Below are 24595 nucleotides of genomic sequence, written 5' to 3'. Positions count from 1 at the left end.
AGATTGGGATGAATCGTCATCGCGCTTTAGGTTGTCGTTTGAGCATGATCTCCGCGCAAACGCGTTCCGCGTTTGTCGCGAGGGAAAACCGCTGCCGGATCATGCTTTGGCGAAACTCGACCAGGGCGCCGCTGCAATGGCGCCCCCTATGTTCCAAAGTTCTTCTGGATCGCTTTGTCGAGCGTCTTGCCGCCGACGAAGCGCTGGCGCAACTCGCGCTTGAGCAGCTTGCCGCTCGGGTTCTTCGGCAGGCTATCCACGAAGATCACGCGCTTGGGCACCTTGAAATGCGCCATCTGGCCGGCGCAATGCTTGATGACGGCATCCTCGTCGAGCTTCTCGCCGCTCTTGACCACGACGATCGCGGTGACCGCCTCGATCCAGCGCGCATCGGGCAGGCCGACGACGGCGACCTCGGAGACCGCGGGGATGCGGTAGACCATCTCCTCGACCTCGCGGCTCGCGACATTCTCGCCGCCGGTCTTGATCATGTCCTTGACGCGATCGACCACGGTGATGTGGCCTTCATCATCGACGGTGGCGAGATCGCCGGAGTGAAACCAGCCGCCGGAAAACGCCGCCGCCGTCTTCACCGGATCGTTGTAGTAGCCGGACAAGAGATGCGGCGAGCGGTGCACGATCTCACCGACCTCACCCACCTTGACGTCCTCCATCGTCGTGTTGACCACCCGCGTCTCGACATTGAGCACGGGCTTGCCGGCCGAGCCGGCCTTGCGCAGCTGGTCCTCGGGCCGCAGCACGGTCGCGAGCGGCGCGATCTCGGTCTGGCCGTAGAAATTCCAGAACTTGACGTTCGGCAGGCGGCGCTGAAGCTCGAGCAGCACCTCCACCGGCATGATCGAGGCGCCGTAATAGCCCTTCTGAAGCGTCGACAGGTCGGTCTTGTCGAAGTTCGGCGAGCGCAGCATCGCGATCCAGATCGTCGGCGGCGCGAAGAACGAGGTGATCCTGTGGGCCTGGATCAGCGCCAGAATGTTGTCGGCGGTGGGCTTGCCCGTGATCACTCCGGAGGCGCTGAGATAAATCTGCGGTCCGAGAAACACGTCGAGCTGGGCGCAGTGATACAGCGGCAGCGCGTGCAGGAACTTGTCCTCCACGCTCATGCCGCCGTCGATGATGCAACTGACATACTGCCACATCACCGCTTCATGGGTCAGCATCGCGCCCTTGGGCAGCGATTCCGTGCCGCTGGTATAGACGATCTGCGCGAGGTCGCGGCTGTCGACGGAGGCCTCGAGGAACGAGCCGTCGGGACTGAGAAGATCGTCGAAGGTGGTGAGGCCCGCGGGCGCCGTGGCGGGATCCTCGCCCGGCAGCCAGATCATCTTCTCGACCGCGCAATCCTTGGCCGATGCGGCCCGCGCCGGCTCGACGAAGTCAGGACCGGTCGCGAGCAGCTTGGCGCCGGAGCTCTTCAGGATGAAATTGATCTCGTCCGGATTGAGCATGAAGTTGATCGGCACCAGGACCGCGCCGATCCGCGCCACTGCGAAACGCAGGGCCGCGAACGCATGCGAGTTGCGCGAGAGCACCGCGAGGCGATCGCCCTTCTTCACGCCAAGACCGAGCAGGCCGCGGCCGAGCCGGTTGCAGACCGCATCCATCTCGGCAAACGTCCAGCTCACATTGCCGCAGCTCACCGCAAGCTTGTCCGGTTCACGGCCCGCCGAGCGGCGCAGGAGATCGCCGATGGAATGCTCGCGCGCTTTCGAGATGGTGGCTGTAGTGTCGCCGGTCATGTGTCCCTCCGTGTGATGTCTTTGTTTGTTGGGTTTATTGTTTGAGATCTTGCGTCTTGTCTTCTTTGCGCATGATCTTCTCGGAAAACCGCTTCACACTTTGCGCTGACGCGGCCCTACGGGTCCGGATCATGCGCTATCTTCGCCGGGCCGCCTGCGCGTGCTCCATGTACATGTGCTCGACGGACCGATCGAGCGAAGCGATCTTCTCGAAGCCGCGCCGCCAGTCCTGCAAATGCCGGCGCGTCCACAGCACGCCGGCCTCGCGGTCGCGGCGGCGGATCGCATCGATCAGATGGCGATGCGCCGCGACGAGGCGCGGGCCGCCTTCGGCGACGCCGGTCACGATCATCTCGGTGGTCGGATAGAACAGCTGCGCGGCGGGCTCGCGCGCGAGCTGGAGCACGCGATTCTGCGAGGCCTTTGCGACCAGCACGTGGAATTCGGCATCGCATTCCGCAAGCGCCGCGGGATCTCCGACCACGGCTTCGCTGCGCGTGAGATTTTCGGTGAGCTCGGCGATGTTCCCCTCCGTCGCCCGCTCCACCGCGCCCTCGATGCTCGCCACCTCCAGCGTCATCGAGGCCTCGTAGAGCTCGCGAAACGTCACCTCGTGCAGAACCAACGCGCGGCTGAGCCGGCTCGTCAGCTTGCTGTAGCGCGGCAGGCAGGCGTGCAGGCGGCGCGAGGAATCGCGGCTGATCAGACCGCCCTCCTCCAGCACACGAATGCCTTCGCGAATGGTGGAGCGGTTGACGCCGAACTGCCGCACGAGGTCGTGCTCGGTGCCGATGGGATCGCCCGGCTTGATGCGGCCATTGACGATCTCACGCTCGATGGCGTCGGCGACCTTCTGATAGGCCGGCGCGACATCGATCGGACGGAACAGCGGCGCGACAGGCATTCGGCCCCTCAATGGCGATTGTCGGACAAATTATATGGGACGACCGCAGATGCGTCAAACTACATCAGCGAAGCCACAGGCAGAGCAAATTGACTCCGCAGGAACCCGGCTCTAACTTTGTCGGACAAAGGGACAGAATAGTCCCGATCGAGAGGAAATGCTTCAATGAAATCCATCGCAGCACTGATGTCTGCGGCCGCCCTGCTGTCGGCTGCCCTGATCACCCCCGCCTCCGCCCAGCAGACCCCGCTCAAGATCGGCGTGCTTTCCGACTTCTCATCGGTCTATTCCGACATCGGCGGCCAGGGGAATGTCGAGGCCACAAGGATGGCGATCGAGGATTTTGGCGGACAGATGTTCGGCAAGCCGATCGACATGGTCTCCGCCGACGTGCTCAACAAGCCCGACGTCGCCTCCACCATCGCCCGTAAATGGTGGGAGACCGAAGGCGTCGACATGATCATCGACCTGCCGACCTCGGCCACCGCGCTCGCGGTGATGGAGTTGTCGAAGCAATACGAGAAGATCATGATCGTGACGGATGCGGCCAGCTCCGACATCACCGGAAAATCCTGCTCGCCCTACACCGCGCACTGGACCTACGACACCTACGCCAACGCGCACACGGTCGGCAGCGCCATCGTCAAGAACGGCGGCGACACCTGGTTCTTCCTCACCGCCGACTACGTGTTCGGCCATTCGGTCGAGCGCGACACCGGCGACGTCGTGAAGACGGCGGGCGGCAAGGTGCTCGGCAGCGTCAAGCATCCGCTCAATACGGCCGACTTCTCGTCCTTCCTGCTGCAGGCCCAGGCTTCGAAAGCCAAGATCATCGGCCTCGCCAATGGCGGCGGCGATACCATCAATGCGATCAAGCAGGCCGGCGAGTTCGGCATCGTCGCCGGCGGCCAGAACCTGGCGGCGATCGTGATGTTCATCTCCGACGTGCACAGCCTGGGGCTGAAGCTCGCTCAGGGACTGATCATCACCGAGGCTTATTACTGGGACCTCAACGACAAGACCCGCGCCTTCGGCAAGCGCTTCCTGGAGCGGGTCAAGCGCATGCCGACGATGAACCAGGCCGCGACCTACAGCGCGACGTTGCATTACCTGAAAGCCGTGCAAGCCGCCGGCACCAAGGACACCAAGACCGTGATGGCGAAGATGCGCGAGCTGCCGGTGCGCGATGCCTTCACCGACAATGGCGTGCTGCGCGAGGACGGCCGCATGGTGCACAGCATGTACCTGTTCCAGGTGAAGAAGCCGGAGGAATCGAAGGGGCCGTGGGATTACTACAAGCTGCTTGCCGAGGTGCCCGCCGACCAGGCGTTTCGCCCGCTGAAGGATGGCGGCTGTCCGCTGGTGAAGTGAGGTGACCGGACGCGCGAGGCATGCGCTCGCGTCCAAGCCTAGAGCTTGTGCCCCTTCTGGCGCAGCGCCTCGATCAGGCGCTGCTTGAGCTGATCGGCCGCCTTCTGGCTGACATCCTGGCCGATCTGCACGCTCGCTTGCGCCAGCGCATCCGACTTCTCCAGGAACTTTCGTCCCGCAGGCTGGGCATAGAAGGCTTCGATCTGGCGCAGCTCGTCCACCGTGAAGCTCGTGGCGTAGAGCGCGGCGATCTGGTCGATCATTGCGCCAAAGAACGGCGTGTAGATCTCGGCGCCTGGCGCCGTGACGGCGTCGTAGTCACGCTCGATCTCGGGCCTGTCCTGCGCGACCACGGGCCGGAGCTTGAGCAGGAGCTGCGGCAGCAATGCGCGGTATTGATCCGCGATCTTCAGGGTGTCGACGAGCTTGCGCGCCGCGGCCATCGCCTCCGGCGACGGCGCCTGCGCGGATGCACCATTCCGGCCGACCCACGTCTTCGACGATGCGCGTCAGAACTTGTAACTGATGCCGCCGCGCACCGACTGGAAGCGCGGCTTCTGCTCGTAGGCGGTGCTGAGGACAGTCCAGTCGAAGCGGGTGGTGCCGAAATTGCTGTAGCGATATTCCACCCGAGCCGTCAGGTGATCGGTCAGCGCCACCTCGGTGCCGGCGCCTGCCGTCCATCCGGTCTTCGAGATGGTGGCGTCCGCAGGCGGGACGGCGAAGAGCGATGTCTCCCAGTGGTACTTCAATTCGGTGAACGCGGCGCCGCCGGTGACATACAGCAAGAGGCGGTCGATCGGCGTGATCCCGAGCCGGCCGCGAACGGAGGCTTCCCAATTTTTGCGGGCGTCGTAGGTGACAACGCCCAGGGGCGTGCTGAAGCCGCCGCTGACGCGGCCGAAATCCACATCGGCCTCGATGCCGAGCACCAGCCGGTTGAACTGATGATTGTAGCCGGCATGGAGGCCGCCGAACCCGCCGATCGGCTTGAAATCCGCACCGAAGCCGCTGGCCGCTCCCCCGGCCAGCATGTCGAATTCCGTGAAGTGGTCCCGGCTCCACTGATAGCCGCCCTGCACGCCCGCATAGACACCTGTCCAGGTGAAGGGCGCGGCCATCGGCGCCGGCGCCTTGGTGTAGGGGCGGGCGGCCAAATCGGCAGCTTCGGCGCTGCCCACGGCAGCACCGGCGATCAGGGCGATCGCGCCCAGCAGCGAGACTTTCATGAGGCCCCCAAAGCCAACATCGAGACCGCCATCGCCGCCGGGGTCGGCGGGATGTTGGAATCCAATGACGCGGCGGAACATTTCCACGATTTGCTCGGCCTCGCTGGAGGGACCGCTGCGCCCCGCCATCACCGTCGGCGGCCGTAGACTTCCGGCAACACTCGGCAGCGTGCTCCGCGGGCGCGGCCGTCTGTTCGACCGTCGGCAGCGATGTGACGGCGTGACTTGCACGAAAGCGATGTCCGCGAGCGGACCAAGACAGCTCAGCGGCTGTCTCACAAACAAAAATGGCCCGCGCGAAGCGGGCCATTTTTGTATCCGATCCGGTCAATTCTAATTTGGGGAAACGCAACCACCGATACCGACACTTGCTTCAAGCCGCAATTTGAGCGGCAGGCCTTGGGCGCTATCCCAGCAGCAGGGGCATCGCGGCCACGGCCTCTCGACAACTCGGCATCTGCCGAGCCCCCGGAAGACCCTTCCCCCCGACGCAGACAGCACTTGCGAATGTATTGCAACTAATTCGCATTTGCATTACTGATGCAAGTCATTCTCATTCGCATGAGATCAAAAGGGAGGTACATATGCGGGGGCCGCGTCCGACTTGGCCAAGCGAGTTTCGCCTAAAGCAGAACCCCTTCGACTTTGACGACGGGCCCGGCGCGTTCCTCTGGGCTGGCCTCCAAGCGCCAAGCGGCAGTCATTCAGGCGAGTTCCACTGGGTGATTCAAGGCCATCAGGTTTGGTACGGGTGCCCGCAACCGCCCCAGCCAACGCTCCAGTTTCGCAGCTTTGACGGCTCGGGAAACAATCTCACGGATCTTGACCTCAACGCCGCCGGTACGGCGGTCGACCGCATTGGCTCCGCCCATTTCAGCGACGGCATTTCCGAGCCGCTCGATGGCCCCAACCCGCGTACCATCAGCAACGTCGTCGTCGGCGAGGGCGACGCGAACGTCCCAAACGAGCAAGGCGTGTCGGCTTTCATGTACGCCTGGGGCCAGTTCATTGATCACGATCTGACGCTGACGCGCAGCGACGGCATCAATGACATCAGCATCACGGTGCCGAACGGCGACCCCGTGTTCGGCGACGGCGCGATCATGCCCATGACCCGAGCGATCATCGATCCGTCGAGCGGAACGAGCCCGGACAATCCGGCCACTCCCCTCAATTTCAGCACCGGCTGGCTCGATGCCTCCATGGTCTACGGCTCCAACACGGCGACGGCAACGAGCCTGCGCCTGCCCGACGGACACATGAAGATTTCGGAGGGAGGCAATCTGCCGATCGTCAACGGCATGTTCGCTGCCGGCGATCCACGCGCCGCTGAGAACTTTGCGCTGACTTCTCTGCAGACGCTGTTCGTGCGCGAACACAACTATCAGGTCGACAAGCTGCACAAGGCGCACCCGACTTGGAACGGCGATCAGCTCTACGACTATGCGCGCGCCATCGTCACGGCGGAGATCGCGAACGTCACGTATAAGGAATTTTTGCCGAACCTGCTCGGCAACGACGCGATTGCGCCCTACGGCGGTTACGACGCAAGCGTCGATCCGCGCCTCTCGCTCGAGTTCAACATCGCCTTCCGCTTCGGGCATTCGATCGTATCCGCGGAAACCGAGAGTCTGGCGGAGAACGGCGAGGTGATCGAAGGAACAGAGCGTGAGCTCAAGGATATCTTCTTCGCACCGCCGTCGGATTTCGTTGCGTCCGGCGGCGCCGACGGGCAGTTGCGCCATCTGGCGGGCGACCCGTCGCAGGCCATGGATGTTCGCATCGTCGAGGATCTGCGCAATTTCCTCTTCGACCCGCCCGTGAGCATGGATCTCGCCGCGATCAATATCCAGCGCGAGCGCGATTTCGGTGTCGGATCCCTCAACGACGTGCGCGAATCGCTCGGCCTCGCCCGGTACACGGATATCGACCAGATCACCAGCGATCCGGGAACACGGGCGGCTTTGAAGGAGGCTTTCTCGAGCAATGTCGACCTGATCGACCTTTGGACCGGGGGGCTGGCCGAGAATCATGCCGCTGGCGCGCTCGTCGGCGAGACTTTCCAAACCGTTATCGCCATGCAGTTCGAGGCCTTGCGTGATGGCGACCGGTTCTGGTTCGAAAATCAGGGCTTCGACGCCAGGACATTGCAGCAGATCGAGCAGACGACGCTCGCCGACATCATCCTCCGCAACACCGATACCCAACACATTCAGGACGATGTCTTCATCGCGTACACACGACACACCGGGTTAAAGGGCGGCGTGGAGTCGGAGGATCCCGATGAGCGACAGCTCGTCATCGGTTCGAACGGCAAGGACACGCTTGTCGGCGGCCCACAGGGAGATTTCCTGTTCGCCGGCACTGGAAAGCAAACACTCACGGGCTTGGGCGGTGCCGACCATTTCGTCTTCGACAAGGGCGGGACCAGAGCCACGATCACCGACTTCCAGCCCGGCGTCGACAAACTCGAGTTCAAGCACGCCGAAAATCTCGGCTGGAATGATGTCCGCATCTCATCCGTGCAAGGCAATGCCGTCGTGTCGGTCGGCGATGACCACATCGAACTGATTGGCGTTCGTCCCTCCACCATTCACAAATATGACTTCATCTTCGACGTCTGAATGCGGACCAGCAGATACCACTACGGCCGCGAGCTGTTCACGGGCTTCTGTCGTTGACGGGATTGAAAACGGATGAAGCGCCAACCAGGCGAGCAAGGAGGATGACGATCATGCGCAGATTTTCTTTCACCTCGACACTAGCTGTCGTTGGTCTGTTGTCGATGGCGTTCGCGACCGGCGCGCGCGCCGCGGGTAATCTGGCGGGGCAGGAGCCGATCGAGGTCACAATCGAGCTCGGCAAGCCGGGACAGCACGTGTTCGTGCCAAACAAGCTGAGGTTCGAGACCGGCAAGCTCTACAAGCTGGTGCTCAAGAACCCGAGCAACGACGCGCACTACTTCACCTCGCAGGGCTTCGCGCAGCTCATCTACACGCGCAAGGTCCAGGCCATGGGGACGCGCGACGGCAAATTGGCGGCGCTCGCCGAGTTCAAGGGGACGATCCGCGAGATTGAGGTCTATCCCGGGCAGACGGCGGAATGGTGGTTCGTGCCGGTGGCGACCGGCCGCGTCACCGACCTGCGCTGCGGCATCGTTGCGGCTGACGGCCGCACGCACGCCGACCACGGCATGATCGGCGAGATCGTCATTGAATAAGCGATTGCTGCGACGCGCTGCTAGTCCGTGGATTGTGAGTGACGAGTTACGGTGACCGTGCACTCAGTTTGCCTCGCGACCCGGCCAAATTCGGCACGGTTCACAGACGTGCTGAATTGCTGACCGACCCAAGCGGAATGGCACCAGCCGCGGCCTCGTCCTGGCTCGAGACGGCCCGCGATCCTTCCCGCAAAACAAAGATGGCCCGCTTGATGCGGGCCATTTTCGTGTCATCGGAACCAGTAAAGTCCGAAACTTGGTTGCGGGGATGCGCAGCTGCCCCACAGACTCGCTCCGCCGATCATTTTCCTAAGCCATTGATCCTGCATTGCAATCCGAGATAATCTGGCGCAATAGACGACGGATGCTGCTGTCGAACCCATGCCTTTGGACGCCCAAATTCTCAGGGTTTTCATTGCATCACCATCCGACCTGATCGAACAACGAGAAGCGGCCACGGCGATTACATGAGCAACAACGAACCGGACCTTCTGAACGATCTCATCCAGCCGGCGCGCCTGACGGCGGTGGTCGATGTCGGAGCCAATCCGATTGATGGTGAGCCGCCCTACAAGATGATGCTGCAACGAAGACTTTGCACCGTCGTTGGTTTTGAACCGCAGGACGCGGCGCTCGGCGAGCTCAATGCCCGCAAGAGCGACCTTGAGAGTTACTATCATTATGTCGTGGGAAACGGGCACAAGGCAAAGCTGCGCCTGTGCCAAACACCGGGAATGACAAGCCTGCTGATCCCGGATCAGATTGCGCTCTCGCATTTCGCGAAGTTCGCCGAATGGGGCAGCGTGGTCAGTGAACATCCCGTCCAGACCCGCCGGCTCGACGATATCGCCGAAATCCGGAATCTGGATTTCCTGAAGATCGACGTTCAGGGCTCCGAACTCGCCGTCTTCGGAAGCGGGCGGCAAAAGCTGAAGCAGGCGGTCGCCATCCAAACGGAGGTCTCGTTTCTTTGCCTCTACAAGGAGCAGCCGACCTTCGGGGAGATCGATGGCGAGTTGCGCAAACAGGGGTTCGTTCCCCACACTTTTACGGCGATCAATCGGCGTATGATCGCTCCCCTGAGCGACCCGTCCAATCCGTATGCAGCCATGAACCAGTTGCTGGAGGCGGACATCGTCTATGTGCGAAACTTCATGCGGCCAGCTGATATGACGGTCGAACAACTGAAACATCTCGCAATGATTGCTCATCATTGCTACCGCTCGTTCGACCTTGCCGCGAATTGCGTTCACCAACTGATTGCGCGCAAGGCGATTCCCGGCCACTCGATCCACGACTACATGGCGTCGCTCCCGATCGGCGCGGCCGGGGCAGAGCCACGAAGCGTCTGACTTCGGTTGCGATGCACTTCGTCGAGCATGGGCAACGTTGATCGTGAGTAGAGGTCGCGGTTGCCGCGAAGCTTTTCCCGACCGGCCAACTTCGGCCGGTACGCCGACGCACCGTCAAGCTGCCGGAGAAGGCTGCACCGGCCGAGAGCCTCGTCATAATCTGAGAACGGTCAGCGCCCCCCGCGAAACGAAAAATGGCCCGCGTCATGCGGGCCATTTTCGTATCGGATCCGGTCAATCCGAATTTGGTTGCGGGGATAGGATTTGAACCTATGACCTTCAGGTTATGAGCCTGACGAGCTACCGGGCTGCTCCACCCCGCGTTAAACACTTGCGTGCCTTCGCCAAAATGCCGGGGACGGTGGGTTGAGGCCGCGCTGTTCGCGTGGCTTTCTTCATCCGTCCCAAAGGCTTCCTTGGAAGGCGACCCCGGGGCAAAGCCCGTCGGGTGCGGGGCGTATGTATCAAGGCGGGGTGCCTTTGGAAAGGGCCGCGGGAACGTTTTTTTCGACTTTATGACAACGCGGTGGGCGGATTTCCGGGCCGATTGGCGCGCTCTTGCCAGAAGTTCCACAAAGGGCCAGCTTGCCGCAACAAAACCAAGGGGCCAACGCCACTCAAGAGGGAGGACGCCATGGACCAAACCTTGGACAAATCCCCGACGAGCGCCCCGCTTCAGGCCCTCGAAGCGGCCTTTCAAGCCATGGTCGCGCGGTCGCGGGCCGAGCCGGCGCCCGATCTGGCCGAGCGGCTGACGCGGCTGCGTGCGGTGGTCGCGGACAATGAGGAACGCTTCCGGCAGGCGATCTCGGCCGATTTCGGCCACCGCTCGGCGGTCGAGACCACGATCGCCGAGACGATGCTGGTGCTCTCCGAGATCCGGCCTGCGACAAAGCACCTGAAGAGCTGGATGGCGCCGCAGCGAATCGCCACCGCGCTGCAATTCCTGCCCGCGCGCAACCGGCTGATCCCGCAGCCGCTCGGCGTCGTCGGCATCATCGCGCCCTGGAATTATCCGCTCCAGCTGACGCTCGCGCCCGCGATCGGCGCCATCGCCGCCGGCAACCGCGTCATCATCAAGCCGCGCGAGCTCGCGCCCCACTTCTCCGGCAAGGACCGCAGCGCGCGCGACGAGGTGCTGTCGCGCACCATCTCCGGCGGCGTCACCGTCAACGACTGCCTGTTCCACTTCACGCAAATCAACCAGCCGATGGGCGACGTCGGCGCCTCCGGCACCGGCGCCTATCACGGCGAATGGGGTTTCAAGACGTTCAGCAAGCTGAAGCCGGTGTTCTACCGCTCCAAGTTCAACCGCCTCGCCGACCTCTATCCGCCCTATGGCGGCAAGATCGCGCGGCTGGAGAAATTGATGCGGTTCATGTCGTAGGGGCGGTCGTTCCGGGGCGCGACGAAGTCGCGAGCCCGGAATCCATTTGCCCGCAGCGTCGGTGGCAAGATGGATTCCGGGCTCGCGCGGCGCGCGCCCCGGAATGACGACAAAAAAGGGGGAAACAACAGTGACGGACACATTCGATTTCGTCGTCGTGGGCGCGGGCTCCGGCGGCTGCACAGTGGCGGGACGGCTCTCAGAGGATGCCGCGACATCCGTCGCGCTGCTCGATGCGGGCGGACGGAACGACAATTGGCGGATCGCCACGCCGTTCGGCCTCGCCTTGCCCTACCGCCCAGCCAACTGGGCCTTCGATACCGTGCCGCAGAAGGGATTGAACGGCCGTATCGGCTATCAACCGCGCGGCAAGGGCCTCGGCGGTTCCTCGGCGATCAACGCCATGGTCTACATCCGCGGCCATAGATGGGACTACGACCACTGGGCCTCGCTCGGCAATGCCGGCTGGTCGTACGCGGACGTGCTGCCCTATTTCAAGCGCGCGGAGAACAACGTCGATTTCGACGGCGACTATCACGGCAAGGCCGGCCCGCTGCACGTCAACAGGCTGCGCTCGGACAACCCGATCCATGACGTCTTCCATCAGGCCGCGCGCGAGGCGCAATTCCGGATTCGCGACGACTTCAATGAAGAGGACAACGAAGGGCTCGGCAGCTACCAGGTGACACAGCACCATGGCGAGCGCTGGAGTGCGGCGCGTGCCTATGTGCAGCCCCACATGGACAAGCGCGCGAATCTGCGCGTCGAGACGGCCGCCCAGGCAACGAAGATCCTGTTCGAAGACGGGCGAGCGGTCGGCATCGAATATGTGCAGGGCAGGCAGACAAAGCGGCTGCGCGCCCGTCGCGAGGTGATCCTCGCCGCCGGCGCCTTCCAGTCTCCGCAGTTGTTGATGCTGTCGGGCATCGGCGATGGCGATGCGCTCCGTACGCACGGCATTGGTGTCGTGCATCACCTGCCCGGCGTGGGGCGCAACCTCCAGGACCATCCGGATTTCGTCTTCGTGTACGCCTCCGACTATCCGCACTTCGTGCACGCGTCGATCAGCCGGCTGCCATCTCTGCTCCGCGCCATCCAGCGCTACCGGCGCGAGCGACGCGGCCCGATGACCACCAACTTCGCCGAGTGTGGCGGCTTCCTGAAGACGCAGAGCGATCTCGAGGTGCCCGACATTCAGCTTCACTTCGTCATTGCAATGCTCGACGACCACGGCCGCAAGCGTCACAAGGAGGCAGGCTTCTCATGCCATGTCTGCCTGCTCAGACCGAAGAGCCGTGGCAGCGTCTGGCTGAAGAGCGCCGATCCGCTCGCAGCCCCGATGATCGATCCGAACTTCCTGGGGGACGCCGAGGATCTGGAGTCGATGGTCGCGGGCTTCAAGACCACGCGGCGCCTGATGGAGACGCCGGCGCTGCGTGCGCTCCAGAAAAGGGACATGTTCACCGCGGACGTGCGCAGCGACGACGACATTCGCAGCGTGCTGCGCGCACGCGTCGACACCGTCTATCATCCCGTCGGCACCTGCAAGATGGGGGCGGATGCGATGGCCGTGGTCGATCCAGCATTGAAAGTGCACGGCGTGCAGGCTTTGCGCGTCGTCGACGCCTCGATCATGCCGACGCTGATCGGCGGCAACACCAATGCGCCGACGATCATGATCGGGGAGAAGGCGGCGGATATGATCCGGGGGGAGATGCGGTAGTGTGAAGCTGTTGCGTCATTCTCCGCTGTCGTCCCCGCGAACGCGCGCGAACGCGGGGACCCATAACCACAGGCAGTAGTGTGGCGCGAAGAGGCAACTCCGAGTCTTCGCCAAACCACTCCCTGTGGTTATGGCGACGAGCGCAAGCGCTCGCGCTGGGGTCCCGGCTCTGCGCTCCGCTTCGCTGCGCTTGTCCGGGACGACAGCGGATTGAATCTCGCGAGCGTAACCCAGCGGGAATCAATTCAACAAGAATCCACCATCCACAGTGACCACGCTCCCCGTCATGTACCGCGACGCCTTTGACGCCAGCAGCAAAATCGCGCCATCGAGATCGGACTCGGCGCCGACGCGGCGCTGGGGGATGCGTTTTGCCAGGCGCTCGCCCGATGGCGTCGACCAGAAGGCGTGGTTCATCTCGGTGTCGATATAGCCGGGCGCGAGCGCGTTGATGCGGATGTTCTGCCCCGCAAGCTCGAGCGCCATCGCCTTCGTCGCCTGGATGATGCCGGCCTTGGAGATCGCGTAGGGCGAGACCGCCTTCAGCACGCCGGTGCCGAGCACGGAGGCGATGTTGACGATGTTGCCGTCCTGCTTGCGTGCGATCATGCGCCGCGCGACCTCAGTCGCGAGGAAATAGGCGCCCTTGAGATTGGCGCCGATCACCGCGTCCCAATCTGCCTCGGTCTGCTCGGTCGCGAGCTTTTCGATGGCGATGCCGGCATTGTTGATCAGCACCGTGATCGGGCCGAGCGCGGCTTCCGCGGCATCAACTGCCCTGGCGATCGAAGCCGTGTCGGTAACGTCGAGCGCGACCGCGGCGGCGCGGCCGCCTTTGCCGCGAATCTCCTCTTCCAGGCTCTTCAGCTTGTTCGTCTGCCGCGCGGCCAGCGCGACGGCTGCGCCATGGGCTGCCAGCACCCGGGCAAATTGCCGCCCCAGCCCCTGGCTCGCACCGGTGACGAGGATGGTTTCTTTACTGACGTCGAATAGGTCTGACATGACGCTTTCCCTGGCGAGTTCCTCGAGCTTTTGGAGCCCATCAATACAGACGATTTTAGCGATCTGAAACCGGAATGATCGGTTCGGCGTTCATTCGTTCCATCGCGCAAGCACTCCCCCCGAAACGGGCTCGTCCTCAATGAACAGTTTCGATCTCGCGGTCTATTCAGCACTCGCCATCGCGGTCGGCCTCGGTTTCAGGACCGGCCTGCTCCGCAGCGCCATGACCATCCTCGCCTATCTCCTCGCCGCACCGATGGCGGTGGCGCTGATGCCGCTGATCGCGCCGCAGATCGCAGCCAACCCGAATTCGCCGCTGCTCCAGAACTGGATCTGGTTCTTCGCCATCTTCGTGGTGGTCGGCGTGCTGCTCGGGCATATCGGCCGCATCGCGCTGAACGACACCATCGGCGAGGCCGGCATCGGCGACCGGCTCGGTGGCGCCGCTCTCGGCGCCATCAGGGTCGGCCTCGTCGCGACCACGCTGGTGCTGGTGTTCGACCAGATCGTGCCCGCTAACCGCCAGCCGCCGTTCCTCGCCGGCTCGCATCTGCGGCCGCTGTTCTCGGCGGTGGGGCAGATGGGATTCAAGTCGCTGCCGCCGGAGGCTGCGGCCGCGATCGACCGCCTCAAGCAAGAGCGGCGCATCTAGAGCGCGATGAAATCGCGCTCTAGCTCATTTGTTTGAGCATGATCTTTTCGGAAAACCGCGACACACTTTTCCGGATCATGCTCGGCCGGCGCATTTGCATCGCCGCGCCGCGCGCCATGCATTTTGATGCGAGCCCATCCCTTATCAGCGGCAGCCGGGGAGGCTAGAGTGCCGCGTCCAAAACCTGCCTGACATTACGGGAGTGAAACAGTGGATCTTGGGATCAAAGGTCGCCGCGCCATCGTCTGCGCATCCAGCAAGGGCCTTGGGCGCGCCTGCGCCGTCTCGCTGGCTGAGGCTGGTGTTCACGTCACACTGACCGCGCGCGGCGCTGAGGCCCTGAAGAAGACGGCCGATGACATCCGCAAGGCCTATCCGGACGTGACCGTCACCGAGATCATCGGCGACATCACCACGCCGGCTGGCCGCGAGGCTGTGCTGAAGGCCTGCCCCGATCCCGACATCCTGATCAACAATGCCGGCGGTCCGCCGCCCGGCGATTTCCGCAACTGGACCCGCGACGACTGGATCAAGGCGATCGACGCCAACATGCTCACGCCGATCGAGCTGATCAAGGCAACCGTGGATGGCATGATGGCGCGCAAGTTCGGCCGCATCGTCAACATCACCTCGGCCGCGGTGAAGGCGCCGATCGACATCCTCGGCCTCTCCAACGGTGCACGTGCGGGCCTCACCGGCTTCATCGCCGGCCTGTCGCGCAAGACCGTGATCAACAACGTCACCATCAACGGCCTGTTGCCCGGCCCGTTCGAGACCGACCGTCTGACCGGCACAGCCAAGGCCGAGGCCGACAAGCGCGGCACGACGCCGGACCAGATCCTGGCCGAGCGCGCCAAGCTCAACCCGGCGGGCCGCTTCGGCCAGCCCGACGAGTTCGGCTATGCCTGCGCCTTCCTGTGCGGCGCCAAGGCCGGCTTCATCACCGGACAGAACATCTTGCTGGATGGCGGAGCGTTCCCGGGAACGTTGTGACCGTGTTTGCAGGTGTACTCCCTCGCCGGAATTCAAACTGGGTTTGAATTCCGGCCTCTCCCCTCAGGCGGCAGGGCAATCGCATATGCTGCCAATTTCTTTGTGGCCATCCTTCGAGACGCCCGCCGTTGGCGGGCCTCAGGATGAGGACCGAGTGCGTGGCAGCAGTTTCGACGAGCGCCGATGCCGCTTAGCCTCATCCTGAGGAGACCGCGAAGCGGTCGTCTCGAAGGACGAGGCGCGCGCTCAAGTCACGCAAAATGCCATATGCGATTGCCCTGCCTCAGGCGGGGAGAGGCGAAAAGGCCCCGCAAGCGGAGCGAGGTAAGATCATCACCGCCGTTTCGTCGCTTCGTCCTCGTCCCGTTCGCTGGGATCGGAGGAATCGGCGGTGAGATGCTCGTCGGTCCAGTCGACGCCGAATTCATCGAGTCCGTCGGCGAGCAGATCGCCCAGCATCGGCTCGCCGAGCAGATAGTGCACCGTTTCGCGGCGCGGGCTGCGATACTCACCCCGCGCCTCCACGGCCCGGGCGCGCAAATCGTCCCAATCATCGATCGTGCCGTCGCCGCGGCCGAGCCATGTCAGCGCGACGAGATCGATCTGCTCGTCCTCGTTCAACGCGATCATGAAGCTGCCGAGCTCATGGCCGACCGGATCGGAGCCGTCGTCCTCGAGGACGTCGACCGCATCGTCATCGCTCGGGTTCGAGCCGGAATCCGGATCGGAAGCTGCCTCCTTGACGTCGTATTCGCGCGCCTTCTCGATGATGAAGGCGACCTTCTCCGCGGAAATCGCAAGCTCTGGCATGGCTCCCTCTTCGGCTTCTGTCCGGTTCCCCGCGATAACGCCACATCACCTCAGATGATCCATTGCGCTTGTTGGCCAAAAAAGCGCATGTTCCGATCCAAGAGCAAGAACGCGGGCAAGAACTTGAGCAAGAACTGGGGATGCGCCGGATGCAGTGGAAGGTTGGCAAGGTCAAGATCACGAAATTCGTCGAAATGGAGACGGTCGGCTCGACCCGCTTCATCCTGCCGGCAGCGACCAACGACGAAATCCGGAAGCTGCCCTGGCTGATCCCGCATTTCGCCACCGAGGAAGGCCGGCTGAAAATGTCGATCCATTCGCTGGTGGTGGAGACGCCCTCGCGCCGCATCGTGGTCGACACCGGACTTGGCAACGACAAGCAGGGCCGCGGCGTCCCGACCTGGAATAACCGCAGCACGCCGTTTCTGGAGACCATGATCGCAGCGGGTTTTCCGCCCGAGAGCATCGACACCGTGCTGTGCACGCATCTTCACGTCGACCATGTCGGCTGGAATACGAAACTGGTCGACGGCCGATGGGTGCCGACATTCCCGAACGCGCGCTACGTCTTCGGCAGGACCGAATACGAGTACTGGCGCGATTACACCGCCGAGCCGGACAAGGTCGCGGTGTTCAACGATTCCGTGCAGCCGGTCGTCGATGCCGACCTGGTCGAGCTGATCCCGAGCAATCACCGGCTCTGCGAGGAGATCAGCGTGATCCCGACCCCGGGCCACAGCCCCGGCCACATGAGCGTCCTGATCGAGTCCGATGGCGAGCAGGCACTTCTGACCGGCGACGTCGCCCATCATCCCTGCCAGATGGCGCATCTCGACTGGTGCTCGGTCGTCGATTCCGACCCCGTTCAATCGACGGCAAGCCGGCACGAGGTGTTCTCGCGTTTTGCCGACACGCCGACACTGATGATCGGCGGTCATTTTTCGGCCGGGCATATCAGGCGGGACGGCGACGCGTTCAGATTTGTGGCGTTGCAATCCTAGGGTGGGAAAAAGCGAAGCGTGCCACCATCCGGAGCCATCGAAAAGAGTTGGTGGGCGCGGCGCTCTGCGCCCTTGCCCACCCTACAACGGAAGGGCTGCAATGCGCCGCCCCATAGGCGGTTGAATTTCCCGCCGCCCTGTTCCATGAAGCTGTTCAACCGATCGGTCCATCTCAGGGAGAAACGAGAATGAAGCTTGTTCGTTATGGCGAAAAGGGTGCGGAAAAGCCCGGCCTGATCGACAGATCCGGCCAGTTGCGCGACCTGTCGGCGCATGTGAAGGACCTCAACGGCGAGGCCTATTCGCCGGAATCCCTGGCGAAACTGGCTGCACTCGACCCCGCTTCGCTGCCCGCCGTCTCCGGTAAGCCGCGCTTCGGCGCGCCTGTCACCGGCATCTCGAAATTCGTCGCCATCGGCCTCAACTACAGCGACCATGCCAAGGAAACGGGCGCTGCGATCCCGACCGAGCCGATCATCTTCATGAAGGCGAACACCTCGTTGTCCGGCCCGAACGACGCGGTCGAGAAGCCGCGCGGCTCGACCAAGCTCGACTGGGAGGTCGAGATCGCCGCGATCATCGGCACCCGCGCCAAGTATGTCTCGGAGGCCGACGCGCTGAACTACGTCGCCGGCTTTTGCGTCTGCAACGACGTCTCCGAGCGCAACTTCCAGACCGAGCGCCTGGGTCAGTGGACCAAGGGCAAGTCGCACGACACGTTCGGTCCGCTCGGACCGTGGCTCGCCACCAAGGACGAGATCAAGGACGTGCAGAACCTGTCGATGTGGCTCGACGTCAACGGCCAGCGCCGCCAGACCGGCTCGACCCAGACCATGATCTTCTCCATGGCCAAGTGCGTCTCCTATGTCTCGCAGTTCATGACGCTGCTGCCCGGCGACATCATCACCACCGGCACCCCGCCCGGCGTCGGCCTCGGCATGAAGCCGCCGACCTTCCTCAATGTCGGCGACGTCGTCACGCTCGGCATCGAAGGCCTCGGCGAGCAGCGCCAGGAGATCATCGCGGCGTAAGTCAAAACTGCACCCTTTGTCATTCCGGGATGGCGCGAAAGCGCCAGATCCGGAATCTCGAGATTCCGGGTTCGATGCTTCGCATCGCCCCGGAATGACAACAAGGACCCAGTCATGAAACTCACCTTCTCCCCTGCCTCGCCCTTTGCCCGCAAGGTCCGCATCGCCGCGATCGAGCTCGGGCTGATCGACAAGATCGAGCTGACGCCCGCAACCGTCGCGCCGGGCACGGCCAATGAGGACTATTCGCGCATCACGCCGCTGAAGAAGCTGCCGGTGCTGATCACCAATGACGGCGACGTCATTTTGGACTCGTACGTCATCGTCGAATATCTCAACGAGATCGCCGGCGGCAGCCTGATCCCGGATTACGGTCCGCGGCGCTGGAAGGCCAAGACCAACCACTCGCTTATCAACGGCATGCTCGATTCCATGCTGCTGTGCCGCTACGAGAAGATGGTGCGGCCGCAGGGCCTGCAATGGCAGGCCTGGTCGGACGACCACTGGAACCGGGCCTGGACCGGCATGGCGCGCTTCGAGAACATGCCCGAGGTGCTGAACGGGCCGTTCGACATCTCGCAGATCGGCCTCGTTTGCGTGCTCGGCTATGCCGACTTCCGCTTCGCCGATTGCGGCTGGCGCAAGGCCTATCCGAAGCTCGACGCCTTCCATCAGAAGATGCTGGAGCGGCCCTCGGTGAAGATCTCGGTGCCGCCTGCTGCATAACCCGCAGGAGTTCTCATGAGCCTCGAATACTCGGTCGGCGATCTCACCATCCATCGCATCATCGAGCAGGAAGCCCCGTTCTTTCCGGCGCTGGAGTTCATCCCCGGATTGACCCCGGAAGTGCTGGCCGAGAACCGGGCTTGGATGCGGCAGGCCAAGGCGCTGGACGAGCAGGACACGCTGATCCTGTGCTTCCAGTCCTATGTGGTGAAGACGCCGCATCACACCATCCTGATCGACAGCTGCATCGGGAACGACAAGCCGCGGCCGCAGCGGCCGAAATGGCACATGAAGACCGACGACACCTATATGAGCGGGCTCAAAGCCGCCGGCGTCTCGGTCGACGATATCGACTTCGTGATGTGCACGCATCTGCATGTCGATCACGTCGGCTGGAACACGCGGCTTCTGAACGGCCGCTGGGTGCCGACCTTCCCCAGGGCGCGCTACGTCTTCGCCAGGCAGGAGTTCGATTACTGGACCGAGCAGAACGCGAAGGCAGAGGTGCCGCCCTTCGCCGACAGCGTGCTGCCCGTGGTCGAGGCGGGGCGGCACGAGCTCGTCAGCAGCGACTACCAGATCGGCGATCACGTCCGCATCCTGCCGACGCCGGGCCATACGCCGGGCCATTCTGCGTTCACGCTCGGACGCGGCAGGGACGACGCGGTGTTTTCCGGCGACCTCATCCATTCGCCTCTGCAGGCGCTCTATCCGGAGCTGTCGATGAAATTCGACGTCGATCAGGCCACGGCGGCGACAACGCGCCGCAGCTTCCTGGAGCGCTATTGCGGCACCGACACGCTGTGCTGCACGGCGCATTTCCCCTCGCCGTCGGTGGGGAGGATCAAGCGCAAGGGCAGCGGGTTCGTCTGCGCGGCGGTGTAGGGCGCGATGCCGTAGGGTGGAGAGACACGATGACAACGCTCCCCGACATCCCCCTGCCCGCCGGCATCCGTTCGCGTTACGTCGACGGCATCAACGGTTTACGCGTGCATGTGCTGGAAGCCGGCTTCGAGACCAAAGGGCGCCCGTGCATCCTGCTGCTGCATGGCTTCCCCGAATTGGCCTTCTCCTGGCGCAAGGTGATGCCGGCGCTTGCCGATGCGGGATATCACGTGATCGCGCCGGACCAGCGCGGCTATGGGCGCACCACGGGCTGGAGCGCCGACTACGACGGCGATCTCGCACCCTTCTCGCTCTTCAACCTGGTGCGCGACGCGCTCGGGCTGGTGTCGGCTTTCGGCTACAGACAGGTCGACGTGGTCGGGCATGATTTCGGCAGCTCGGTCGCGGCCTGGTGCGCGCTGTTGCGGCCCGACGTGTTTCGCTCGGTGACGATGATGAGCGCGCCGTTCGGCGGACCGCCGCCGCTGCCGTTCAACACGGTCGACACGCCGGCAAAGCCTGCGGCCGAAGATCCTGTTCATCGAGAACTCGCCGCGCTGCCGCGCCCGCGCAAACATTACCAATGGTACTATTCGACGCGCGCGGCCAATGCCGACATGCACCACGCGCCGCAGGGCGTGCACGATTTCCTGCGCGCCTATTATCATCACAAGAGCGCTGACTGGACCGACAACAAGCCGTATTCGCTGAACGCGTGGTCGGCGAAAGAGCTGGCGAAGCTGCCGACCTATTACGTGATGGACCTGAATGAAACCATGGCGGAGACGGTCGCGAGGGAGATGCCGTCGCCGGCCGCCGTCGCCGCCAATCAATGGCTGCCCGATCGCGAGCTCGCCTATTACGCCGCCGAATATGGCCGCACGGGATTCCAGGGCGGACTGCAATGGTATCGCTGCGGCACGTCGGGCGCGTTCAACAGCGAGCTGCAGCTGTTCGGGAGCCGCAGCATCGACGTGCCCTCCTGCTTCATCTCGGGCAAGCAGGATTGGGGCACCTATCAGCGTCTCGGCGTGTTCGAGACCATGCGGACGCGCGCCTGCACGAAGATGCTCGGCTGCCATCTCGTCGACGGCGCCGGCCATTGGGTGCAGCAGGAGCAGCCTGCCGAGGTCGGCCGGTTGCTGCTGGAATTCCTCGCCAGGTCCCGCACCGGCTGACAAGTCCGGCACCAGCTGATTTGACCGGGGAACCGCGGAGCCCTATATAGTTTAGAATGATTCTAAATTAGTGACAGGGCCGTCGTGAAGAACTTTGCCGACCTGACCGAGCGCGAGGTGCTTGCGGTCGCGATCTCCTCCGAGGAGGAGGACAGCCGCATCTACATGACCTTCGCCGAGGATCTGAAGGAGCGCTATCCGGACTCGGCAAAGCTGTTCGAGCAGATGGCCGAGGAAGAGCGTGGCCATCGGCACATGCTGCTGGAAATGTACGAGCAGCGCTTCGGCCAGCATCTGCCGCCGATCCGCCGCGAGGACGTCAAGGGCTTCCTGCGCCGCCGGCCGATCTGGCTGACCAAGAACCTGCCGCTCGACACGATCCGCAGGGAGGTCGAGACCATGGAGCTCGAGGCCGAACGCTTCTACGCGAAGGCCGCCGAGCAGGCCGAGGACGTCAATGTCCGCCGGCTGCTTGGCGACCTCGCCGAAGCCGAGAGGAGCCACGAGCATACCGCGGCGAGACTGACCGGCGAGATTCTGAAGCCCGACGTGCGCGCGGAGGAAGACCGCACGCGGCGGCGGATGTTCGTGCTGCAATATGTGCAGCCCGGCCTTGCCGGCCTGATGGACGGCTCGGTCTCGACGCTGGCGCCGCTGTTTGCCGCCGCGTTCGCCACGCACCAGAACTGGCAAACCTTTCTGGTCGGCCTTGCCGCCTCGATCGGCGCCGGCATCAGCATGGGCTTTGCGGAAGCGCTGTCCGACGACGGCTCGCTCACGGGGCGCGGCTCGCCGTGGCTGCGCGGAATCACCTGCGGGGCGATGACGACGCTCGGCGGGCTCGGGCACACCGCGCCCTATCTCGTGCCCGACAGCTGGGCCAACGCGTTCTGGATCGCGACCGCGATCGCCTGCGTCGTCGTGTTCTTCGAATTGTGGGCGATCGCCTTCATCCGCTCGCGCTACATGGACACGCCGTTCCTCCAGGCCGTGTTCCAGATCGTGCTCGGTGGCGCCATCGTGCTGGCGGTGGGGATCGTGATCGGGGCGGCGTAGGCGCTCCGAACGCACTGTCGTGCCCCGCGAAAGCGGGGAATCCAGTACGCCATCCGGGCGATAATCGCTGGAGAGGCATATCAATCGCGATCAAACAGCCGTTGCGACATTCCGGCAAACTGCGCATCATCCTTCGACAATAAGAACGGGAGAAGTGCCGTGGCCAAATCGCAATGGAGTTTCAAGAGCGCCGTCGAATTGTCGGCCGCATTGAGCACGAAGAAGGTCTCCGCGGTCGAGCTCACTCAGGACGCGATCGGCCGCATCGAACGGCACGACGACAAGATCAACGCGATCTGCGTGCGCGATTTCGATCGCGCGCTCAGCGCCGCGCGAGAGGCGGATGCGGCATTGGCCCGCGGCGAGCGCAAGCCGCTGCTCGGCCTGCCCTTGACGGTGAAGGAATCCTACAACGTCGCGGGGCTGCCGACGACCTGGGGCTGGACGCCGCAGAGGGATTTCAAGCCGGCGGAGGATGCGCTGTCGATCACCCGAGTGAAGGGTGCCGGCGGCGTCATCCTCGGCAAGACCAACGTTCCCGTCGGTCTCGGAGATTGGCAAAGCTACAACGAGATCTACGGCACCACGAACAATCCGTTCGATCTCGGCCGCACGCCCGGCGGCTCATCGGGTGGCTCATCTGCAGCGCTCGCGGCCGGCTACGGACCGCTCTCGCTCGGCTCCGACATCGGCGGCTCGCTGCGGGTGCCTGCCTTCCATTGCGGAGTCTATGCCCACAAGCCGACCTACAATCTCTGCCCGACGCGCGGGCATACGCCGCCGCCATTTCCGGCCATCCCGATGGAGCGCGACATGGCGGTGATCGGTCCGATGGCGCGGAGTGCAGCCGATCTGCCTCTGCTCCTCGAGGTGATGGCAGGCCCCGATCCGTTGGATCTCGGCGTCGGATACAAGCTCGCGCTGCCGGACGCACGTCACCACAAGCTGAGGGATTTCCGCCTGCTCGTGATCGACGGCGATCCGTTGCTGCCTGCGAATGCCGACGTTCGCGGCGCGATCGAGAAGCTGGCGCAGCAATTGACGAGCCTCGGCGCGAGCGTCGCGCGTGAAAGCCCGCTGTTTCCGGACTTCAGGGAGGCCTCGCGCCTCTATATGCGCATGCTGATGAGCTTCCTCGGCGCCTTCCTTCCGCCCGACATTCTCGCCGGCGCGCGGGCCGGGGCGGCGCAGCTCTCGCCTGACGACAAAAGCCTTGCTGCCGAGCGGCTGCGCGGCATGACCAGCACGCATCAGAGCTGGGTGTTCGACGAGGGCGCCCGCGCCGGGCTGCGCGCGCAATGGCGGCAATTGTTCAGGACATTCGATGCGGTGATCTGCCCGATCATGCCGACCCCCGCCTACCCGCATGATCATTCGCCCGAGCAGGAGAAGCGCCGGATCAACATCGACGGCAAGGACTTTGTCTATCCGGACCAGCTTGCCTGGCCCGGCATCGCCACGCTGACGGGTTTGCCAGCCACGGCTGTTCCGCTCGGCCTGTCGAAAGACGGCCTGCCGGTCGGCGTGCAAATCATCGGCCCCTTCCTCGAGGACCGCACCCCGCTCAAGCTCGCCGAACTGATCGAGCGCGAGTTCGGCGGATTCGTACCGCCGAAGATGTTCGATGATTAGTGCCGCCTCGTCATTGCGCAGGCCATTCCTGTAGCCCGGATGAAGCGCAGCGAAATCCGGGACGCTCTGCCCGCGGATAGGCATCCCGGATTGCGCTGCGCTCCATCCGGGCTACGGGCTCCTCGCGATGACGGAGCCAAAAAGCGACGAGGGTTCAAAAAAGGGGAGGAACGCCATGAGCAACGATCTCGAACAGCTCACCGCGCTCAACCGCGACTATGTCGCCTCGGTGCAGAACTGCGACGTCAAGCGGTTCGACGAAATCCTGGCGCCGGAGTTCTATTGCTCCAATCCCGACAAGACGCTGGTCGACCGCGCGGCCTTCCTGGAACAAACGGCGCGGCCGATCGCGATCCGCAATTTGCATGCGCACGACGTCATCATCCGCATCATGGGCGACTTCGCCATCATCCACGCAGCGACGAGTTACACGACGGCTGACGGGCAGCAGGCGACCGGGCGGTACACCGATTGCTGGGCGAAGCGGAACGGCCAGTGGGTCGCGGTGTCGGCACACGTGTCGCGCTGAGGAAACGTTTCCCCTGGCCCGGATGGAGCGAAGCCCTCGGCGATCTCCGGCGGCTTGAGCCTGGCCGAGGTTCGAAAGGCCTGCTTTCCCGTTGCGGATCAGTTTCCACGATCGCCAGTTCCTCTAAAGCATTCGTTAACCAAACAATATTTTC

22 protein-coding genes and 1 tRNA gene are annotated in these 24595 nt (G+C 63.6%); 16 read left to right on the top strand and 7 right to left on the bottom strand.

What is annotated here, in order from left to right:
* Positions 1–146: 146 nt before the first annotated feature.
* Together GPL20_RS16385 and GPL20_RS16380 are read right to left on the bottom strand one after the other, a co-directional pair.
* A complete protein-coding gene (locus GPL20_RS16385) occupies positions 147–1760 on the bottom strand; it encodes an acyl-CoA synthetase (RefSeq protein ID WP_157330552.1) in 1614 nt (537 codons plus the stop codon).
* Positions 1761–1896: 136 nt separating this feature from the next.
* A complete protein-coding gene (locus GPL20_RS16380; RefSeq protein WP_157330550.1) occupies positions 1897–2664 on the bottom strand; it encodes a FadR/GntR family transcriptional regulator in 768 nt (255 codons plus the stop codon).
* A 165-nt stretch (positions 2665–2829) separates the two neighbouring features.
* Between GPL20_RS16380 and GPL20_RS16375 the strand changes: the two genes are divergently transcribed.
* Positions 2830–4035, top strand: coding sequence for an ABC transporter substrate-binding protein (locus tag GPL20_RS16375; protein WP_157330548.1), 1206 nt, complete (start codon positions 2830–2832; stop codon positions 4033–4035).
* A gap of 38 nt (positions 4036–4073) precedes the next feature.
* On the opposite strand, the gene GPL20_RS16370 is transcribed toward GPL20_RS16375, so the two are convergent.
* Together GPL20_RS16370 and GPL20_RS16365 are read right to left on the bottom strand one after the other, a co-directional pair.
* On the bottom strand, positions 4074–4478 hold the full coding sequence (locus tag GPL20_RS16370; protein WP_167533060.1) for a DUF2059 domain-containing protein: 405 nt from the start codon (positions 4476–4478) through the stop codon (positions 4074–4076).
* Positions 4479–4544: 66 nt separating this feature from the next.
* Positions 4545–5393: an outer membrane protein gene (locus tag GPL20_RS16365; RefSeq protein WP_157330547.1), complete on the bottom strand. Its 849-nt coding sequence runs from the start codon at positions 5391–5393 to the stop codon at positions 4545–4547.
* A 455-nt stretch (positions 5394–5848) separates the two neighbouring features.
* Between GPL20_RS16365 and GPL20_RS16360 the strand changes: the two genes are divergently transcribed.
* The 3 genes from GPL20_RS16360 to GPL20_RS16350 all read left to right on the top strand — a co-directional run bounded on the left by GPL20_RS16360 (position 5849) and on the right by GPL20_RS16350 (position 9836).
* Positions 5849–7888, top strand: coding sequence for a peroxidase family protein (locus tag GPL20_RS16360; protein ID WP_157330545.1), 2040 nt, complete (start codon positions 5849–5851; stop codon positions 7886–7888).
* Between the two features lie 110 nt (positions 7889–7998).
* Complete coding sequence (locus tag GPL20_RS16355) at positions 7999–8484, top strand: cupredoxin domain-containing protein (protein WP_205751174.1); 486 nt, start codon at positions 7999–8001, stop codon at positions 8482–8484.
* Positions 8485–8951: 467 nt separating this feature from the next.
* On the top strand, positions 8952–9836 hold the full coding sequence (locus tag GPL20_RS16350) for an FkbM family methyltransferase (RefSeq protein ID WP_157330543.1): 885 nt from the start codon (positions 8952–8954) through the stop codon (positions 9834–9836).
* 246 nt (positions 9837–10082) lie between these two features.
* Here the strand turns inward: GPL20_RS16350 and GPL20_RS16345 are convergent.
* Positions 10083–10159: transfer RNA gene (locus GPL20_RS16345), tRNA-Met, on the bottom strand.
* 311 nt (positions 10160–10470) lie between these two features.
* Here GPL20_RS16345 and GPL20_RS16340 point away from each other — a divergent pair.
* On the top strand, positions 10471–11223 hold the full coding sequence (locus GPL20_RS16340) for an aldehyde dehydrogenase family protein (RefSeq protein ID WP_157330541.1): 753 nt from the start codon (positions 10471–10473) through the stop codon (positions 11221–11223).
* Positions 11224–11353: 130 nt separating this feature from the next.
* A complete protein-coding gene (locus GPL20_RS16335; protein ID WP_254125286.1) occupies positions 11354–12946 on the top strand; it encodes a GMC family oxidoreductase in 1593 nt (530 codons plus the stop codon).
* A 240-nt stretch (positions 12947–13186) separates the two neighbouring features.
* Here the strand turns inward: GPL20_RS16335 and GPL20_RS16330 are convergent, their stop codons facing one another.
* Positions 13187–13948: an SDR family oxidoreductase gene (locus GPL20_RS16330; RefSeq protein ID WP_157330537.1), complete on the bottom strand. Its 762-nt coding sequence runs from the start codon at positions 13946–13948 to the stop codon at positions 13187–13189.
* A 139-nt stretch (positions 13949–14087) separates the two neighbouring features.
* Here GPL20_RS16330 and GPL20_RS16325 point away from each other — a divergent pair, with 139 nt between their 5' ends.
* Together GPL20_RS16325 and GPL20_RS16320 are read left to right on the top strand one after the other, a co-directional pair.
* Positions 14088–14600, top strand: coding sequence for a CvpA family protein (locus GPL20_RS16325; protein WP_157330536.1), 513 nt, complete (start codon positions 14088–14090; stop codon positions 14598–14600).
* 210 nt (positions 14601–14810) lie between these two features.
* A complete protein-coding gene (locus GPL20_RS16320) occupies positions 14811–15593 on the top strand; it encodes an SDR family oxidoreductase (protein ID WP_254125288.1) in 783 nt (260 codons plus the stop codon).
* 333 nt (positions 15594–15926) lie between these two features.
* Here GPL20_RS16320 and GPL20_RS16315 read toward each other — a convergent pair whose 3' ends face one another.
* Positions 15927–16403 carry a DUF3775 domain-containing protein gene (locus tag GPL20_RS16315; RefSeq protein ID WP_157330534.1) on the bottom strand — a complete coding sequence of 159 codons (477 nt, stop codon included), beginning with the start codon at positions 16401–16403 and terminating at the stop codon, positions 15927–15929.
* Positions 16404–16552: 149 nt separating this feature from the next.
* Here GPL20_RS16315 and GPL20_RS16310 point away from each other — a divergent pair, with 149 nt between their 5' ends.
* The 8 genes from GPL20_RS16310 to GPL20_RS16275 all read left to right on the top strand — a co-directional run bounded on the left by GPL20_RS16310 (position 16553) and on the right by GPL20_RS16275 (position 24441).
* Positions 16553–17404, top strand: a complete 852-nt coding sequence (locus GPL20_RS16310; protein ID WP_167533059.1) for an MBL fold metallo-hydrolase — start codon at positions 16553–16555, stop codon at positions 17402–17404.
* Between the two features lie 188 nt (positions 17405–17592).
* Positions 17593–18435, top strand: a complete 843-nt coding sequence (locus GPL20_RS16305; protein WP_157330533.1) for a fumarylacetoacetate hydrolase family protein — start codon at positions 17593–17595, stop codon at positions 18433–18435.
* 114 nt (positions 18436–18549) lie between these two features.
* Positions 18550–19161: a glutathione S-transferase family protein gene (locus GPL20_RS16300; protein ID WP_157330531.1), complete on the top strand. Its 612-nt coding sequence runs from the start codon at positions 18550–18552 to the stop codon at positions 19159–19161.
* 15 nt (positions 19162–19176) lie between these two features.
* Positions 19177–20046 (top strand): MBL fold metallo-hydrolase, encoded by an 870-nt coding sequence (locus GPL20_RS16295; RefSeq protein ID WP_157330530.1) that lies wholly within the window; start codon positions 19177–19179, stop codon positions 20044–20046.
* Positions 20047–20075: 29 nt separating this feature from the next.
* Positions 20076–21224 (top strand): alpha/beta hydrolase, encoded by a 1149-nt coding sequence (locus GPL20_RS16290; protein ID WP_157330528.1) that lies wholly within the window; start codon positions 20076–20078, stop codon positions 21222–21224.
* Between the two features lie 84 nt (positions 21225–21308).
* Entirely contained in the window at positions 21309–22280 is a 972-nt protein-coding gene (mbfA, locus tag GPL20_RS16285; protein WP_254125290.1) for an iron exporter MbfA, read from the top strand.
* A gap of 159 nt (positions 22281–22439) precedes the next feature.
* Positions 22440–23912 (top strand): amidase, encoded by a 1473-nt coding sequence (locus tag GPL20_RS16280; protein ID WP_254125292.1) that lies wholly within the window; start codon positions 22440–22442, stop codon positions 23910–23912.
* 175 nt (positions 23913–24087) lie between these two features.
* Positions 24088–24441, top strand: a complete 354-nt coding sequence (locus GPL20_RS16275) for a nuclear transport factor 2 family protein (protein ID WP_167533058.1) — start codon at positions 24088–24090, stop codon at positions 24439–24441.
* Positions 24442–24595: the final 154 nt, after the last annotated feature.

It is taken from the genome of Bradyrhizobium cajani (assembly GCF_009759665.1).
In the GTDB taxonomy this organism is placed as follows: domain Bacteria; phylum Pseudomonadota; class Alphaproteobacteria; order Rhizobiales; family Xanthobacteraceae; genus Bradyrhizobium; species Bradyrhizobium cajani.
The sequence above is the reverse complement of the archived record's forward strand: the minus strand, read 5'-3'. Positions and strand labels throughout refer to the sequence as shown.